The sequence below is a fragment of the Microbulbifer sp. ABM4_008 genome, from assembly GCF_056311705.1.
Genome location: NZ_CM149970.1, coordinates 4,424,638 through 4,440,260 on the forward strand (window position 1 = coordinate 4,424,638; position 15,623 = coordinate 4,440,260).

Below are 15,623 nucleotides of genomic sequence, written 5' to 3' on the forward strand. Positions count from 1 at the left end.
GTCACAATGTTCGACAAAATCCTAATCGCCAACCGCGGCGAAATCGCATTGCGGATTTTGCGCGCCTGTAAAGAGATGGGCATCGCCACTGTGGCGGTGCACTCTTTGGTAGACCGCAATCTCAAGCATGTCCGCCTGGCCGACGAATCTGTATGTATCGGCCCCAACCCATCCCCGCAGAGCTACCTAAATGTGCCGGCCCTGATCTCCGCCATGGAAATCACCGACGCAGTAGCCGTGCACCCCGGCTATGGCTTTCTCGCAGAGAACGCCGACTTCGCCGAACAGGTGCAAAAGAGCGGCTTTACCTTTATCGGCCCTGATCCGGATGTGATCCGCCTGATGGGTGACAAGGTGTCTGCAATTGCCGCCATGAAAAAGGCTGGCGTTCCCACCGTTCCAGGCTCTGACGGCCCGCTGCCCGATAATAGCGAGCGCTGCATGGAGATCGGCCGCAGCATCGGTTATCCGGTCATCATTAAAGCTGCCGCCGGTGGCGGTGGTCGCGGCATGCGCGTGGTGGAAAAGGAAGAGGAGCTGGTGAACGCGATTGCCGTGACCAAGTCCGAAGCCCAAGCGGCCTTCGGTGACGGCACCGTCTACATGGAAAAATTCCTGCAGAATCCCCGCCATGTTGAGATCCAGGTAATGGCCGATGGCCAGGGCAACGCCGTTCATCTGGGCGATCGCGACTGCTCCCTGCAGCGCCGCCATCAAAAAGTTTTGGAAGAAGCCCCAGCTCCGGGTATTCCCGATGAGGTGCGCGAGCAGGTACATGAGTCCTGTGTACAAGCCTGTATCGATATCGGCTATCGCGGCGCGGGTACTTTTGAATTCCTGTATGAAAATGAGCGCTTCTACTTTATCGAAATGAACACCCGTATCCAGGTGGAGCACCCCGTTACCGAAATGGTAACCGGCGTCGACCTGATCAAGGAGCAGATTCGGGTTTGTGCCGGTGAGAAGCTATCCCTGAAGCAGGAAGATATCGTAATCAAAGGTCACGCCTTTGAGTGCCGTATCAATGCCGAAGACCCACAGACCTTCTTCCCCAGCCCCGGCAAGGTAAACAACTTCCATATGCCTGGCGGCTTGGGTGTGCGGGTCGACTCCCATCTCTACTCCGGATACTCCGTACCCCCCAACTACGATTCCATGATCGCCAAGCTGATCACCCATGCGGAAGATCGTGAAACCGCGTTGGCGCGTATGCGTGTAGCTCTGTCGGAACTGGTGGTGGACGGTATCAAAACCAACATTCCCCTACAGGAAGAGTTGGTACGAGATGAAAACTTTGCCAAGGGTGGGGTCAATATCCACTACCTGGAGAAGAAGTTAGGTCTTTAAGCGCTCGCCAGCCGGGGCAAAGTTAGCGAGAATTGCGGCAAACATAACGACACTGAACCTTGCCAAGGATGGCGTGGCAACCGTCGTTATCTGAGTGCGGCCCAGCCGCAACAATGCCGTAAACATCGCTATAACAATTCCGGAATAATTATGCCCTGGCTACAACTCCGCGTGGACACAGACCGTGATCACGCGGAAAAAATCGAAGATGCACTGCTTTTTGCCGGTGCCGTATCTGTCACCCTGCAAGACAACGCTGACCAACCGATCCTTGAGCCCGGACTCGGAGAGGTGCCCCTATGGGAGCAAACACGGGTCACCGGGTTGTTCGATGCGGAAGTCGACACCTCAGTTACCGAGGCAAAAGCAGCTTCCTTCCTATGCGAAATGCTGCCCAATGCCCGCTGGGAGCAACTTGAGGACAAGGATTGGGAGCGGGAGTGGATGACCCACTACAAACCCATCCAGTGCGGCCCCAATTTGTGGATCTGCCCCAGCTGGTGTGAGCCACCACAGCCAGACGCCGTGAACCTGCTGCTCGATCCGGGCCTAGCTTTCGGCACTGGCACGCACCCAACTACTTTCCTATGTCTGCAATGGTTGGCGCAGCAGGAGCTCGCAGGTAAGAGTGCCATCGACTTCGGTTGCGGCTCGGGCATTCTGGGGATTAGCGCACTACTACTGGGAGCAGAGCGAGTTCTCGGCACCGATATCGATCCCCAGGCATTGCTCGCCAGCCGCGACAATGCCCAGCGCAACGGCATAGACCCCGAGCGCTTCCCGGTCTACCTGCCAGAACAAATGCCGAGCGAAGCCGCCGATGTTATGTTGGCCAATATCCTCGCCGGTCCCCTGGTAGAACTCGCCCCTAAACTGATACAGCTCACTCAATTGGGCGGAAAAATCTGTCTGTCCGGCATCCTCAGTTCCCAGGCAGAGCAGGTGAAAAATGCTTACAGCGAATGGATTGAGTTCGATCCTGACGGCGAACACGAGGGATGGGTCAGACTGACAGGCAAGCGGGTGCGCTAAATGCGCCCCCGAGCACTACGCGGGACCCCTTTGGGCTGATAAACTTGGCTGCTAAATAAACTGCGCTCTAGTCGAATGTCTCAACTGGTAACCCGCTGCCCTCATTGCAGCACATCATTTCATATTAATGACCAGCAACTGCGCGCTGCCCGCGGCGCCGTTCGCTGTGGGTCTTGCCTGCAGGTGTTTCGCGCAGACGAAAATATCGTTTTCTCAGAAAGTGATAGCGAGAGCCGCAATGATTTGGAGGCTTTGCTGGAAGACGATGACTTCCTGATCCACGACGATATCGAGCTCGACGAGGACGAACCCGCCACCCCGCCATCTCCACCAGCTGTGGATCAAACTACCAATCAGGAGAGTGCAACCAATGAGATTGCACCTGACAGCGCGCCCAAATCTGAACCAAAAGAATATAGTGCAGCAGCGCAGGAATTAATTGGTGACGCCTTTGGCGACCATGAGTGGCAGGAGCTGGAAGCATCTCACACCGAAGAGGAAGCGGAACCCGAAGAGGACCTGGATAAAATCCTCAAGCCGGACTGGGAAGAACTTCCTGATTTTGATTCTGACCCTTCGCCCGAGTACAACGGCCAACCTGAAGTACCGGAGTTTGAAACTTCTAGCTCCCTCGCTGAGGAATCGTCTTGGGACAACAATGAGCCTGCAGTATCAACCGAGTCTGTAGATACACCTCCCCCCACTGAGGAAAGCCGCCAGGAGCCTTACTTCGGTGGCGAATCTACCACTGCTGAAGAGCCCCAGCGGGAGCAATTAATCTCAGCTATCCAGCCCGCGCCTGTGGAGATGTCGTGGGGAGTACCCAAAAAGAAACGCACAGCCTCTCCCTGGCTGTGGCGTGCATTGATTCCCCTATCGATCCTCGGCATAGTGATTCAGGTTGCATACTTCCAGTTCGATAGCCTCAGCCGCAAACAGCCCTGGCGCGACTTCTATGCTGCCGCCTGCCCACTATTCGGCTGCACCTTACCCCAACTAAAAGATACCCGGGCGATCCAGGCCACAAACTTAATGGTGCGCACCCACCCGCAGCTGCAGGGCGCCCTGGTAGTGGATGCAGTGCTGCTAAATACTGCCCCCTACGCGCAACCCTTCCCCAACTTATTGTTGAACTTCAGCGACCTGAAGGATAAGGCTGTGGCCAGTCGTCGGTTTACCCCGAACGAGTACCTACAGGGGGAGTTGGCCGGACGCAAACTAATGCCCCAGGACAGCCCCATTCATATCGCTATTGAGGTGGTTGACCCCGGTGCAGAAGCGGTAAACTACGAGCTGAACATCACTCACTGAACACACACAAGCTCCCCGGCTAAGTTTTTAGCAAAGGGGATTTGGCGCCATAAACAACCAAACCTGCGCATTCGACAGGCTAAATGAACAGTGATCGATCAAATTGCCCGCTTTTTCGCTTTGCCATTAACGGGCCAGCCGCTATCATAGGCGGCTGTTTTGCCGGGGCACAGATTGCCCTTCCTACAGCCCAAATGGAGCTACCGTGTCTACTGCCATTGGCCCCTATATTATCGACAACCCGGTAATTCTGGCGCCCATGGCCGGTGTCACCGACCGCCCCTTCCGCCAGCTGTGCCGAGAACTCGGCGCCGGATTGGTGGTTTCGGAGATGGTGACCTCGGACACTCGCCTGTGGAACAGCCGCAAGTCCCGCTTGCGCCTGGATCACGGTGGCGAAGCGGCGCCCATATCGGTGCAGATCGCCGGCGGTGATCCTGAGATGATGGCGGAAGCCGCTCGGGAGAATGCTCGTCGCGGCGCGCAAATCATCGATATTAATATGGGTTGCCCGGCAAAAAAGGTGTGTAAGAAAGCAGCGGGCTCCGCCCTGCTGCGGGATGAAAAGCTGGTAGCGGATATTCTTCAAGCCGTGGTCCAGTCTGTTTCCGTCCCGGTGACGCTAAAGATCCGCACCGGCTGGTGCCCGGATTCCCGCAATGGCGTCACTGTAGCCAAAATGGCCGAGGATTCCGGGATCGCTGCACTGGCGGTTCACGGTCGCACTCGCGCCTGTGGCTACCACGGACAGGCTGAATTCGATACCATTGCCGAAATTGTATCCAGGGTAAAAATCCCGGTTTTTGCCAATGGCGACATCTGCAGTGCTGAGAGAGCCCGAGAGGTGCTCGATTACACTGGCGCATCGGCGGTCATGATTGGCCGTGCAGCACAGGGACGACCATGGATTTTTCGGGAAATAGCCCACTATCTCGCCACTGGCGAGCGGCTACCCGAACCGACATTGGATGAAGTCAGGAATATTTTGCTCGCCCATTTGGGCGAACTACACCGATTCTACGGTGAAGTGATGGGGGTCCGTATCGCTCGCAAACATGTGGGCTGGTACTTGAAGACGCTCGCGGATAGCGAGTCCTTCCGCAAGACCTTTTTCCAAATAGAGAGTGCAGAAGTACAACATGCCAGCGTTCACGAGTGGTTTGAACGCCGAATAACGAGAGGGGCACAAGCGGCATGAACAACGAAGTATTAATTCCGGATACTGGCAATGAAGAAGTATCCTCCAGGGGACAGACTCAACTGGCACAGCCACAGCAGCAGTCCCTGCGCGATGCCGTCGAGCACGCAATGGAGAATTACTTCCGCCACCTGGATGGCCAGATGGTAACCGATGTCTACGACATGGTGCTGTCGGAGATCGAAGCGCCCATGCTCGAAGTGGTGATGAAATACACCCGCCACAACCAGACCCGCGCCGCGCAATTACTGGGTCTCAACCGTGGCACCCTGCGCAAGAAGCTGAAGCGCTACGGCCTGCTGTAAGCTTCCCACCGAGCGAGATTTTGAAGGGGGATGAGGTAACTCATCCCCCTTCGCTATTTTCCCGGCAGCGTTTTTGTTGCCACAGTGGACAACCGCTAAAACCCTTTAAACATCCTTTTCGAAAACCAGTTGGATCAAGTGCAATGACAGACAAGGTTTCCATCCGCCGCGCTCTAATTAGTGTCTCTGACAAGAGTGGCATTGTAGAGTTCGCTCAACAGCTCTCCGCAATGGGGGTTGAGATTCTTTCCACCGGCGGAACCCACCGCCAGCTCAAGGAAGCGGGTATTCCCGTGGTAGAAGTTTCCGACTACACCGGCTTCCCCGAAATGATGGACGGCCGTGTCAAAACTCTGCACCCGAAAGTACACGGTGGCATTCTGGGGCGCCGTGGTACCGATGATGCCATCATGGGCGAGCACGGTATCACCCCAATCGATATGGTGGTGGTTAACCTCTACCCCTTCGCTCAAACCGTTGCCAAGCCCGACTGCTCCCTCGAAGACGCTATCGAGAACATCGATATCGGCGGCCCCACCATGGTTCGCGCGGCCGCCAAGAACCACAAAGATGTCACTATCGTGGTCAATGCCAGCGATTACGGCAACATCATCGAAGAAATGAAAGCTAACGATGGCACCTTGAGCCACGTCAGCCGCTTTGACCTTGCGGTTAAAGCCTTTGAACACACGGCGGGCTATGACGGCGCTATTGCTAATTACCTGGGCGCCATTAAAGGCGAAGAAAAGCAGCTGTTCCCGCGCACCTACAACAGCCAATTCATCAAGAAACTGGATCTGCGCTACGGTGAAAACCCGCACCAGAAATCCGCTTTCTATACCGAAGCCAACCCAGCTGAGGCCAGTATTTCCACTGCCACCCAGCTACAGGGCAAAGAGCTGTCCTACAACAATATCGCCGATACCGATGCCGCACTGGAGTGCGTTAAGTCCTTCAAGCAACCCGCCTGCGTGATCGTTAAACACGCCAACCCCTGTGGTGTGGCGATCGCTGAAGATATTCGCACGGCCTACGACCTGGCTTTCGCTACCGACAGCGAATCCGCCTTTGGCGGTATCATCGCTTTCAACCGGGAACTCGATGGCGCCACTGCCCGCGCTATCGTCGAACGACAGTTTGTTGAAGTCATCATCGCACCGTCAGTCTCCGAAGAGGCCAAACAGGCCGTTGCCGAGAAGAAGAACCTGCGCCTGCTGGTATGCGGCCAGTGGAGCAGCGAGCGCACCCCGGCACTGGACTACAAGCGCGTTAATGGCGGCCTGCTGGTTCAGGACCGCGACGACGGCCTGATCACTGCTGCCGACCTGAAAGTGGTCTCCAAGCGCCAGCCCACGGAAGAAGAAATCCGCGATCTGCTGTTTACCTGGAAAGTGGCCAAGTTCGTAAAATCCAATGCCATCGTATACGGCAAAGACGGTCGCACTGTAGGCGTAGGTGCAGGCCAGATGAGCCGCGTAAACTCCGCACGCATCGCCGCGATCAAGGCCGAGCACGCCGGCCTCGCCGTTGCAGGGTCCGTTATGGCTTCCGATGCCTTCTTCCCCTTCCGCGACGGCATCGATAATGCTGCCGCTGTGGGAATCCAGGCGGTCATCCAGCCCGGCGGTTCCATGCGCGATGAAGAAGTGATCGCCGCAGCGGACGAGCACAATATGGCCATGGTATTTACCGGTATGCGCCACTTCCGCCACTAAGATTGTGCGCCCGCAAATACTTACTGCTGCGGGCTATGATCAACGGGCTGGGAAGTATCGATACTTCCCAGCTCGCACAAATCATTTGAATCCAGGGGCGAGACTCAGGCCCCAGAATCAATTCCACGTTAAACTAGCACACCTATAGCCTGTGCAACGGACCGGATCGGTCGACTTAGGGGGATTTAAGAATGAACGTATTGGTTATCGGATCAGGTGGCCGCGAGCACGCCCTGGCGTGGAAAGCAGCGCAAAACCCAAATGTCGGCACCGTCTATGTTGCCCCTGGCAACGCCGGCACTGCCCGCGAACCCAAGCTGGAAAATATCGCGATCGGTGTGGATAACTTCGCTGCCCTGGCAGATTTCGCTGAGGAAAACGGCGTAGAACTAACGATTGTGGGCCCGGAAGCACCGCTGGTAGAGGGTGTTGTCGATTTCTTTAATGCCCGTGGCCTCGCCATTTTTGGTCCCAGCAAAGGCGCCTCCCAACTGGAAGGCTCCAAGGCCTTTACCAAAGACTTCCTCGAGCGCCACAAAATCCCCACCGCTGCCTACCGCAATTTCACCGAAGTGGAGCCGGCGGTTGCCTACATTCGCGAGCGCGGCGCGCCCATCGTGGTTAAAGCCGACGGCTTGGCTGCGGGCAAGGGTGTAATCGTTGCCGAAACCGAAGAGCAGGCTGAGCTCGCTGTACGCGATATGCTGTCTGGAAACGCCTTTGGTGAAGCCGGCTGCCGCGTGGTTATCGAGGAGTTCCTCCAGGGTGAGGAAGCGAGCTTTATCGTGATGGTGGATGGTGAAAACATCCTGCCGATGGCCACCAGCCAGGATCACAAGCGCGTTGGCGATGGTGATACCGGCCCCAATACGGGCGGTATGGGTGCCTACTCCCCGGCACCGGTGGTGACCGACACCATTTACCAGCGCATTATGCAAGAGGTAATCGAACCCACCGTTAAAGGCCTCGTATCTGAAGGTACGCCCTACACTGGTTTCCTTTACGCCGGCCTGATGATCGATAGCGACGGTACTCCGAAGGTTATCGAGTACAACTGCCGCTTTGGCGATCCGGAAACCCAGCCAATTATGATTCGCCTGAAATCGGACCTGGTCGACCTGTGCATGGCTGCTCTGGACAAGAAGCTGGACACTGTCACTGCTGAGTGGGATCCCCGCCCAGCCCTGGGTGTGGTACTTGCCGCCCACGGCTATCCCGGCAGCTACCGCAAAGGCGACGCCATCAGCGGCCTGGACAAAGCAGACAGTGACAACGCCAAGGTCTTCCACGCCGGTACCGCACTGGATGGTGAGCGCGTAGTCACCAATGGTGGCCGGGTGTTGTGCGCTACAGCATTGGGGGATACCGTCGCTGAAGCTCAGGAAAATGCCTATGAATCAGCTCGGGCTATCTACTGGGACGGCGTGTTCTTCCGGAAAGATATCGGCTACCGCGCTGTCGAAAGAGAAAAGGTTTCTGCAGAGCAGCAGGACTAACAGCTGGCATCGGCGGCGGCTCATAAGCCGTCGCCTCTGACAGGGAGCAGAATACTATGAGTAAACGCAGCCTCAGCGGGCTCGACCGCCTGTTAATTCAAGCGGATCGGGCTCTGCGCACCCTGAGTCCCGGCGAACCCTGCCACGGCCGGGCATCCCCGGCCAAGGGTGAAGCCGAGACAGACCTCACCGACAGCGAACGCAAACACGCCGCTGGCCTTATGCGGGTCAACCATAGCGGTGAAGTCTGCGCCCAGGCGCTTTACCAGGGCCAGGCCCTGACCGCTAAGCTGCCCGAGGTGCGGGGGGAAATGGAGCGCGCTGCCGATGAGGAGATCGACCATCTGGCCTGGTGTGAACAGCGCTTGAAGGAATTGGACAGCCGCCCCAGCCTACTCAACCCACTGTGGTACGGCATGTCCTTTGGGCTCGGCGCCGCCGCCGGGAAAATCAGCGACCGAATCAGCCTCGGTTTTGTGGCCGCTACGGAAGACCAGGTGTGTAAACATCTTGAGAGCCACCTCGAAAAGCTTCCCGCCGACGACAAGAGAAGCCGTGCGGTAGTGGAACAGATGTTAATTGACGAAGACGAGCACGCCCACGCTGCACTGGCCGCCGGTGGTGCCCGCTTCCCCGCTCCGGTAAAAGGAGTGATGTCTCTGGTATCCAAAGTGATGACCTCGGCCAGTTATAAAATCTGACCGTTACTCTTCACTCACTAAAACGACTTGGATTTTAGGGAGGTTACGCCCAGTATCCTCCCTTTCCTCCCAGCTAATTTTCCTTCAAGCGTCTTCAACGCTGTAGCTGTGCACAATCTCGACACCCGCATTGCGCAACATGATGGAGCCTGAGCAGTATTTCTCTGCGGAGAGTTCCACTGCACGGGCAACATGGGATTCCTTCAATCCGCGACCGCGCACTACAAACTTCATTTCAATTCGCTCAAACGGCGATGGGGTTGTATCCGGGCGCACACCTTCCAGCTCACAATGACAGGAAATAATGTCTTGTCTCGCCTTCTGTAAAATACTCACCACATCGTAAGCCGCGCAGCCACCGACGCCCAGCAAAATCATTTCCATCGGGCGCACACCATTATTTGTGCGGCCGCCTTCCATCACTACCGAATTACCGCTGCCGGCTTCACCGACGAAGGTTAAATCATTTACCCAGGTTACTTTCCCCTGCATCACTCCACTCCCGTTAAAACTTCAGCGGCGAAGCTTAGCATATTGGCGAAGTCTATCCCGGCACCTGTATGTTTCCGGTATAGTGTCTGGTACGCCTCCGCGCGAAAGCCGAATGATGCATGATCAAATGCTTTTTCTATGAACGCATCGTGGTTTATGAAGTCCAAGCGACCCAGTGCCATAGTGTCACAGGTCACACTGCGGAACTTTGCCGCGGTCAGCCCCTGTTGGGGATTTTGTTTTCGCGCGATAATTCAATAGTGCTCAGCTGCTAAAGCCGGGATAGGGCACAAGACAAAAAATGAGGAATAAATCCGTGACGGTTGCTATCGAAGACCCCATGACTATCGGCAATATTGAAGACTTTCTGGCCCACTGCCACCGGCGTCGCTACCCGGCCAAGAGCACGATTATTTATGCTGGCGACCGCTGTGAATCCCTTTATTTCATTATGCGCGGTTCCGTTACTGTTCTGATTGAGGACGATGAAGGCCGCGAAATGATCGTTGCCTACCTCAACGACGGGGACTTTTTCGGTGAGATGGGCCTGTTCGATCAGGACACCCGCAGTGCCTGGGTCCGCACCAAAACCGAGTGTGAGGTGGCAGAAATCTCCTACACCAAGTTCCAGGAACTCACTCGCCAGCACCCAGAGTTTCTTTTTGCCCTGGCCACCCAAATGGCCGGCCGCCTGCGCAATACCACGCGCAAAGTTGGCGACCTCGCCTTCCTGGATGTGACCGGACGTGTCGCTCGCACCCTGCTCGATCTTTGCAATGAGCCGGATGCCATGACTCACCCCGAGGGCATGCAAATAAAAATCACTCGCCAGGAAATTGGCCGTATCGTCGGCTGCTCCCGAGAAATGGTGGGCCGCGTATTAAAAACCCTGGAAGAACAGGGCCTGGTTTCCGTTAAAGGTAAAACCATGGTGGTGTACGGTACCCGCTAGTAACCGAATAAATACACCGCATAAAAAAAGGGCGATTTTTACATCGCCCTTTTTTATTTCTACTACTGGAGTAAGCGGTCAGTTAAACATTTCCATCAGTTTCCTGCCCGGCTCCTCCTCCCGCATAAAGGCCTCTCCCACCAGGAAAGCATTGACGTTATGACCGCGCATCGCCGCAACATCATCTGTGGTATGAATACCACTTTCCGTGACCACAAGACGGTCTTCGGGGATCAAGTCCAGTAACTTAAAGGTATTTTCCAGCTGCACATCGAAAGTGTGCAGATTGCGATTATTGATGCCGATTAAGCGGTTAGGTAATGCCAGGGCCCTCTCCAACTCCTTGTGGTTATGCACTTCCACCAAGACATCCAAACCCAACTCCAAAGCGAGCCCGTTGAGATCCGCCATCTGTGGATCTTCCAGGCAGGCTGCAATCAACAAAATACAGTCGGCCCCAATCGCGCGAGCTTCATAGATTTGGTAGGGATCAACGGTAAAGTCCTTGCGCAGCACCGGTAGGCGTACGGCATCGCGGGCCTGCTGCAAGTAATTATCTGCGCCCTGAAAAAAGTCGACATCGGTTAGTACTGACAGACAAGCCGCGCCACCTTTTTCATAGCTGGTAGCAATTTCTGCAGGAAGGAAATCCTCGCGAATCACGCCTTTACTGGGAGAGGCTTTTTTAATTTCGGCAATTACTGCAGCCGCACCAGTGGAAATCTTGCGATCCACTGCATCGACAAAACCTCTCGCCGGTTCCTGATCCCTGGCGCGAAGGCGAACTTCGTCGGTGGAGCACTCAGCCTTGCGCTCGGCAACCTCTTGCCACTTGCGCTCGACAATTGTTTTTAAAATGGTCGGTGTACTCACGATTGAATTTCCTCTGGGCGAAACGCACTGGTAAACGCGGCAAGATCGTTAATTTTCTCTCCGGCGAGACCGCTGTCGATAGCATCTTGTGCCATAGCGACACCTTGCTCTGCAGAGTGCGCAACGCCGCTGACATAAATTGCCAGGCCTGCGTTAAGCGCAATAATATCCGCGGCTTTTTGCCCCGCCTCAGTATTGCGCTTACCCAGCGCATCGCGAATCAGGGCCAGGGAGTCCTCGGAACCAGAAACACTAAGATCAGAGAGGTCACGGCGCTGCAAACCAAAGTCTTCAGGCTTGAGGGTATATTCCTGTAAGGCACCATCCTTTAATTCCACAGCAAAGGTATCCGCAGCAATACTGGCTTCATCGAGCCCATCATCACTATGTAAAACCAGCACATGCTCTGAACCGAGCTTTTGCAAAACCTCAGCCAACAGGCGGCAGTAGCGCTTGTCATACACACCGATTACTTTGCGCTTTACCCCCGCCGGATTTGTCATCGGCCCGAGTAGATTGAAGATGGTACGCAGTCCCAATGCCTTTCGTGATGGGCCAACGTGGCGCATTGCATTGTGAAAGCTGGGCGCAAACATAAAGCCAATACCGATAGTCTCTACGCAACGCGCCATCTGCGAAGGGCTCAATTCTAAAAATACGCCGGCGTGCTCAAGCAGGTCCGCAGAACCACTACTGGACGACACCGAGCGATTGCCATGCTTGGCTACCTTAGCTCCGGCAGCAGCTGCCACAAAGCTGCTCGCACTGGACACGTTAAACAGATTGGCGCCATCACCGCCGGTGCCGACAATATCAACCGTGTTTTCCAGATCGAGCTCAACCTTTATCGCCAGCTCACGCATGGTTTCCACAGCGCCGACAATTTCATCGACTGTCTCCCCGCGAATGCGCAGTGCGATAAGGAGTGCGCCTATCTGTGACTCCAGCGCTTCGCCACACATAATCTGGCTCACGGTTTCGCGCATTTCTTCACGAGTAAGGTGTTCGCCATCCACCAGTTTGGCAATGGCCTGTTGAATATTCATTTTTCCCCCTTTGCCCCGCTCTGCTTATTGATTCTGGCGGGGCCTGCCCGCCGCGCACTTGTTCTTCCGGTCCTCAAGACTCGATAAAGCTTCTCAACATATCGTGACCGTGCATGGTGAGAATCGACTCAGGATGAAATTGCACCCCTTCTACCGCTAATTCCCGGTGCTTCACGCCCATGATCTCGTCAATTTCACCATCCTCTGTCTCAGTCCAGGCGGTGATCTCCAGGCATTCCGGTAAACTGCTTTTCTCCACTACCAGTGAGTGATAGCGAGTCGCCTCAAATGGGTTGGACAAACCGTGAAACACCCCCAAATTGTTGTGCACTATAGGAGATGTTTTGCCGTGCATAACCTGCCGGGCACGAACCACCCTGCCACCGAAGACCTGACCAATACTCTGGTGCCCCAGACAAATACCCAAAATAGGGATACTGCCGGCAAAACGGCGAATGGTATCGAGAGAAATACCCGCCTCATTGGGGGTACAGGGACCCGGCGAAATCACGATTTTCTCTGGCGCCATTGCCTCGACTTCATCCAGGGTAATTTCGTCGTTGCGTTTCACCACCACTTTTGCACCCAGCTCTTCCAGGTACTGCACTACATTCCAGGTAAAGGAGTCGTAGTTATCGATCATTAAAATCATTGTGCGGCCCCCTTAGCCTCTGGTTGATAAGTGGATTCTTCCATTCTTTTTTGCAGGCGTGCGAGAGAGGCCTGGGTCGCGCGGAGTTCGCGCAGGATTTCGGTCTGGCTTGGAGGCAGACACATTTCATCCATACGTCGCAATTTGGCCTCTTCCAGGTTATTCAAGACTACACCGATAAAGAGGTTAATCATTACGAACGCCCCCATAACCACAAAGCTGACGAAGTAAAGCCAGGCCCAAGGCATCGAATCCATCGCGGTATACATAATATCCGTCCAGTCCTCGAAGGTGACAATGCGGAATAAACTCAAAAATGCGATGGGTAAAGTGCGCCAGTGAGTTGGATCAATATCGTGAAATAGGAAATAACCTGCTACACCATAGATATAGAAAATGATGCTCATCAACAAAGCAATGTGCATCATGCTTGGCAAACTGCGCAAAAGCGTGTCCACCAGTGTGCGGAGTTCCGGGAATGCAGACACCAGCCGCAAAACCCTTAATACCCGCACCAAACGCGCCAGGGTAGCTAGCGGCCCTGTAGCAGGAATCAAACTCAGTGCAATAATAGTAAAATCAAAGCAATTCCAACCACTGGCAAAGTAACGCCAGGGACGGGCCCCATGGGCAAAAATTTTAACCAGCGCCTCAATAACAAATGAGGCGAGAATCAATTGATTAATAGCGCCCAGCAGCGTACCAAAGCGCTCCGTCACCCAAGTGGAAGTCTCCAACCCAACAGCGACAGCATTGAGCAGAATCATTCCGATAATAATTTGGTTAAATAACGGCGCTGCGACGACTCGCTCGCAGCGTTCAGCCAGGGTCAACTTTTGAGAAATACTAACTTCGCTCATCTTGCTCGATCTTTAAAGGGTCACTACTCTTGGCCAGCGCCATACCGGCAGCGCGGAAAAGCGCTCGGGCCTTATTCATTGTTTCATTCCACTCCGACTGTGGATCTGAGTCGGCCACCAGGCCAGCCCCCGCCTGCACATATAGTCGGCCATCCTTGATAACTGCTGTGCGAATGGCGATAGCGGTATCCATATTGCCATTCCAAGCCAGGTAGCCGACCGCCCCACCGTAAATGCCACGCTTTTCTGGTTCCAGCTCATCGATAATTTCCATAGCGCGAATCTTGGGGGCGCCCGACAGGGTACCAGCCGGCAGTGCCGCGCGCAGAGCATCCATGGCGGTGAGGCCCGGCTTTAACCGGCCGACAACATTGGAGGTGATATGCATCACGTGGGAATAGCGCTCGACAAACATTTGGTCGGTGACTTTAACACTGCCAGTATCAGCCACCCTGCCGATATCATTGCGCCCCAGGTCAATCAGCATCAGATGTTCGGCGAGTTCTTTGGGATCTGCCAACAGCTCTTCCTCCAGGGCAAGATCCTCCTCCTCAGTGGCTCCCCGATGGCGGGTTCCCGCCAGAGGTCGCACAGTCATCTCCCCCTCTTCTAAATGCACCAAAATTTCTGGGCTGGAACCCACCACATGGTGGTCACCCAGATCGAGGAAATACATATACGGCGAAGGGTTCAAACTGCGTAAAGCGCGGTAAAAATTGAGTGGCGGCGCATCGAAAGGCGCAGACAGGCGCTGGGAGGGCACCACCTGCATCACATCACCGGCAAGCACGTACTCTTTAACCCGGTCTACTGCGCGCTTAAAGTTGTCCTCGCCAAAGTGGGATTGGAATTCGCTCTCATCAATGCCGCGCCCATGCAAATCGAGGGGCACAGTATCCGGCAGCGGTTGCGCTAACTGGCCAACCAATTGGTCCAGGCGCTGCTGGGCTTTTTCATAGTCTGCTTCTTCAGCGGTATTTGCGTGGACAATCAGAATTACCGCACCGGCAAGATTGTCAAAAACCACCAATTCATCGCTGACCATCAACAGGATATCCGGATTACCCAGGGTATCCGGCGGAGTACTGGCGGCCAGACGCGGTTCGATATAGCGCACGCAGTCATAGCCAAAATAGCCCACCAACCCGCCGTTAAAACGGGGCAGATCCGCTAATTCAGGCACCTGATAGCGCTGCTGAAACTGTTCAACAAACTCCAGAGGGTCAGCGGCGCTGTGGCTCTCTACAACCTCACCATCAGTTTCCACGGTGATGTCAGTGCCCTTAACCCTGAGCAGAGTCCGCGCAGGTAAACCAATAATGGAATAGCGTCCCCATTTCTCCCCACCCTGAACCGATTCCAGCAAATAGCTGTAACGGCCTCCGGCCAGTTTCAAATAGGTGGACAGTGGCGTTTCAATATCCGCCAGTACGCGTCTTACCAGGGGGATACGGTTATAACCCTCAGACGCAAGTTGAGCGTATTCGGTAGGGGTCATGGAGACTCCGATCAATTTTTCATTCTTTATGATTGGCGCCAGAGTATAAGCAGCGCCCACGGGAAAGGTGCCTCAATCGCCAAACTCGATTGGGCCTCAGCAGGTCAGTGGCGCCATCGCCAACTGTTTGTCAGGGAGAAAGAGT

General features: G+C 55.0%; 15 protein-coding genes. 9 read left to right on the plus strand and 6 right to left on the minus strand.

Annotated elements, in window-relative coordinates; genetic code table 11:
* The first annotated feature begins 6 nt into the window (after positions 1-6).
* The 8 genes from accC to coq7 all read left to right on the plus strand — a co-directional run bounded on the left by accC (position 7) and on the right by coq7 (position 9,105).
* Positions 7-1,347: an acetyl-CoA carboxylase biotin carboxylase subunit gene (gene accC / locus ACYX4J_RS19290; protein ID WP_444906502.1), complete on the plus strand. Its 1,341-nt coding sequence runs from the start codon at positions 7-9 to the stop codon at positions 1,345-1,347.
* A 150-nt stretch (positions 1,348-1,497) separates the two neighbouring features.
* Positions 1,498-2,379 (plus strand): 50S ribosomal protein L11 methyltransferase, encoded by an 882-nt coding sequence (gene prmA / locus ACYX4J_RS19295; RefSeq protein ID WP_413664256.1) that lies wholly within the window; start codon positions 1,498-1,500, stop codon positions 2,377-2,379.
* A 75-nt stretch (positions 2,380-2,454) separates the two neighbouring features.
* Positions 2,455-3,690 carry a DUF3426 domain-containing protein gene (locus tag ACYX4J_RS19300; RefSeq protein WP_413664255.1) on the plus strand — a complete coding sequence of 412 codons (1,236 nt, stop codon included), beginning with the start codon at positions 2,455-2,457 and terminating at the stop codon, positions 3,688-3,690.
* Between the two features lie 205 nt (positions 3,691-3,895).
* Positions 3,896-4,888: a tRNA dihydrouridine synthase DusB gene (gene dusB, locus ACYX4J_RS19305; protein WP_444892695.1), complete on the plus strand. Its 993-nt coding sequence runs from the start codon at positions 3,896-3,898 to the stop codon at positions 4,886-4,888.
* Positions 4,885-5,193 (plus strand): DNA-binding transcriptional regulator Fis, encoded by a 309-nt coding sequence (fis, locus tag ACYX4J_RS19310; RefSeq protein WP_020411495.1) that lies wholly within the window; start codon positions 4,885-4,887, stop codon positions 5,191-5,193. Before dusB ends, fis begins: the two co-directional genes overlap by 4 nt.
* A gap of 143 nt (positions 5,194-5,336) precedes the next feature.
* Positions 5,337-6,908 (plus strand): bifunctional phosphoribosylaminoimidazolecarboxamide formyltransferase/IMP cyclohydrolase, encoded by a 1,572-nt coding sequence (purH, locus tag ACYX4J_RS19315; protein WP_476177327.1) that lies wholly within the window; start codon positions 5,337-5,339, stop codon positions 6,906-6,908.
* Between the two features lie 191 nt (positions 6,909-7,099).
* Positions 7,100-8,404: a phosphoribosylamine--glycine ligase gene (gene purD, locus ACYX4J_RS19320; protein ID WP_476177328.1), complete on the plus strand. Its 1,305-nt coding sequence runs from the start codon at positions 7,100-7,102 to the stop codon at positions 8,402-8,404.
* A 56-nt stretch (positions 8,405-8,460) separates the two neighbouring features.
* Positions 8,461-9,105 (plus strand): 2-polyprenyl-3-methyl-6-methoxy-1,4-benzoquinone monooxygenase, encoded by a 645-nt coding sequence (gene coq7 / locus ACYX4J_RS19325; protein WP_108731610.1) that lies wholly within the window; start codon positions 8,461-8,463, stop codon positions 9,103-9,105.
* Positions 9,106-9,189: 84 nt separating this feature from the next.
* Here the strand turns inward: coq7 and ACYX4J_RS19330 are convergent, their stop codons facing one another.
* Positions 9,190-9,597, minus strand: coding sequence for an OsmC family protein (locus ACYX4J_RS19330; protein ID WP_476177329.1), 408 nt, complete (start codon positions 9,595-9,597; stop codon positions 9,190-9,192).
* A gap of 301 nt (positions 9,598-9,898) precedes the next feature.
* Here ACYX4J_RS19330 and crp point away from each other — a divergent pair, with 301 nt between their 5' ends.
* Positions 9,899-10,549 carry a cAMP-activated global transcriptional regulator CRP gene (gene crp, locus ACYX4J_RS19335; RefSeq protein WP_051089460.1) on the plus strand — a complete coding sequence of 217 codons (651 nt, stop codon included), beginning with the start codon at positions 9,899-9,901 and terminating at the stop codon, positions 10,547-10,549.
* Between the two features lie 78 nt (positions 10,550-10,627).
* Here the strand turns inward: crp and trpC are convergent, their stop codons facing one another.
* From trpC to trpE, 5 genes are all read right to left on the minus strand, one after another.
* Positions 10,628-11,425, minus strand: coding sequence for an indole-3-glycerol phosphate synthase TrpC (gene trpC, locus ACYX4J_RS19340; RefSeq protein ID WP_476178671.1), 798 nt, complete (start codon positions 11,423-11,425; stop codon positions 10,628-10,630).
* Complete coding sequence (gene trpD / locus ACYX4J_RS19345; RefSeq protein ID WP_476177330.1) at positions 11,419-12,468, minus strand: anthranilate phosphoribosyltransferase; 1,050 nt, start codon at positions 12,466-12,468, stop codon at positions 11,419-11,421. Before trpD ends, trpC begins: the two co-directional genes overlap by 7 nt.
* Before the next feature lie 73 nt (positions 12,469-12,541).
* Complete coding sequence (locus ACYX4J_RS19350; protein WP_476177331.1) at positions 12,542-13,120, minus strand: anthranilate synthase component II; 579 nt, start codon at positions 13,118-13,120, stop codon at positions 12,542-12,544.
* A complete protein-coding gene (locus ACYX4J_RS19355) occupies positions 13,117-13,980 on the minus strand; it encodes an ion transporter (protein WP_444895314.1) in 864 nt (287 codons plus the stop codon). Before ACYX4J_RS19355 ends, ACYX4J_RS19350 begins: the two co-directional genes overlap by 4 nt.
* A complete protein-coding gene (gene trpE / locus ACYX4J_RS19360) occupies positions 13,967-15,478 on the minus strand; it encodes an anthranilate synthase component I (RefSeq protein ID WP_476177332.1) in 1,512 nt (503 codons plus the stop codon). Before trpE ends, ACYX4J_RS19355 begins: the two co-directional genes overlap by 14 nt.
* Positions 15,479-15,623 lie beyond the last annotated feature (145 nt).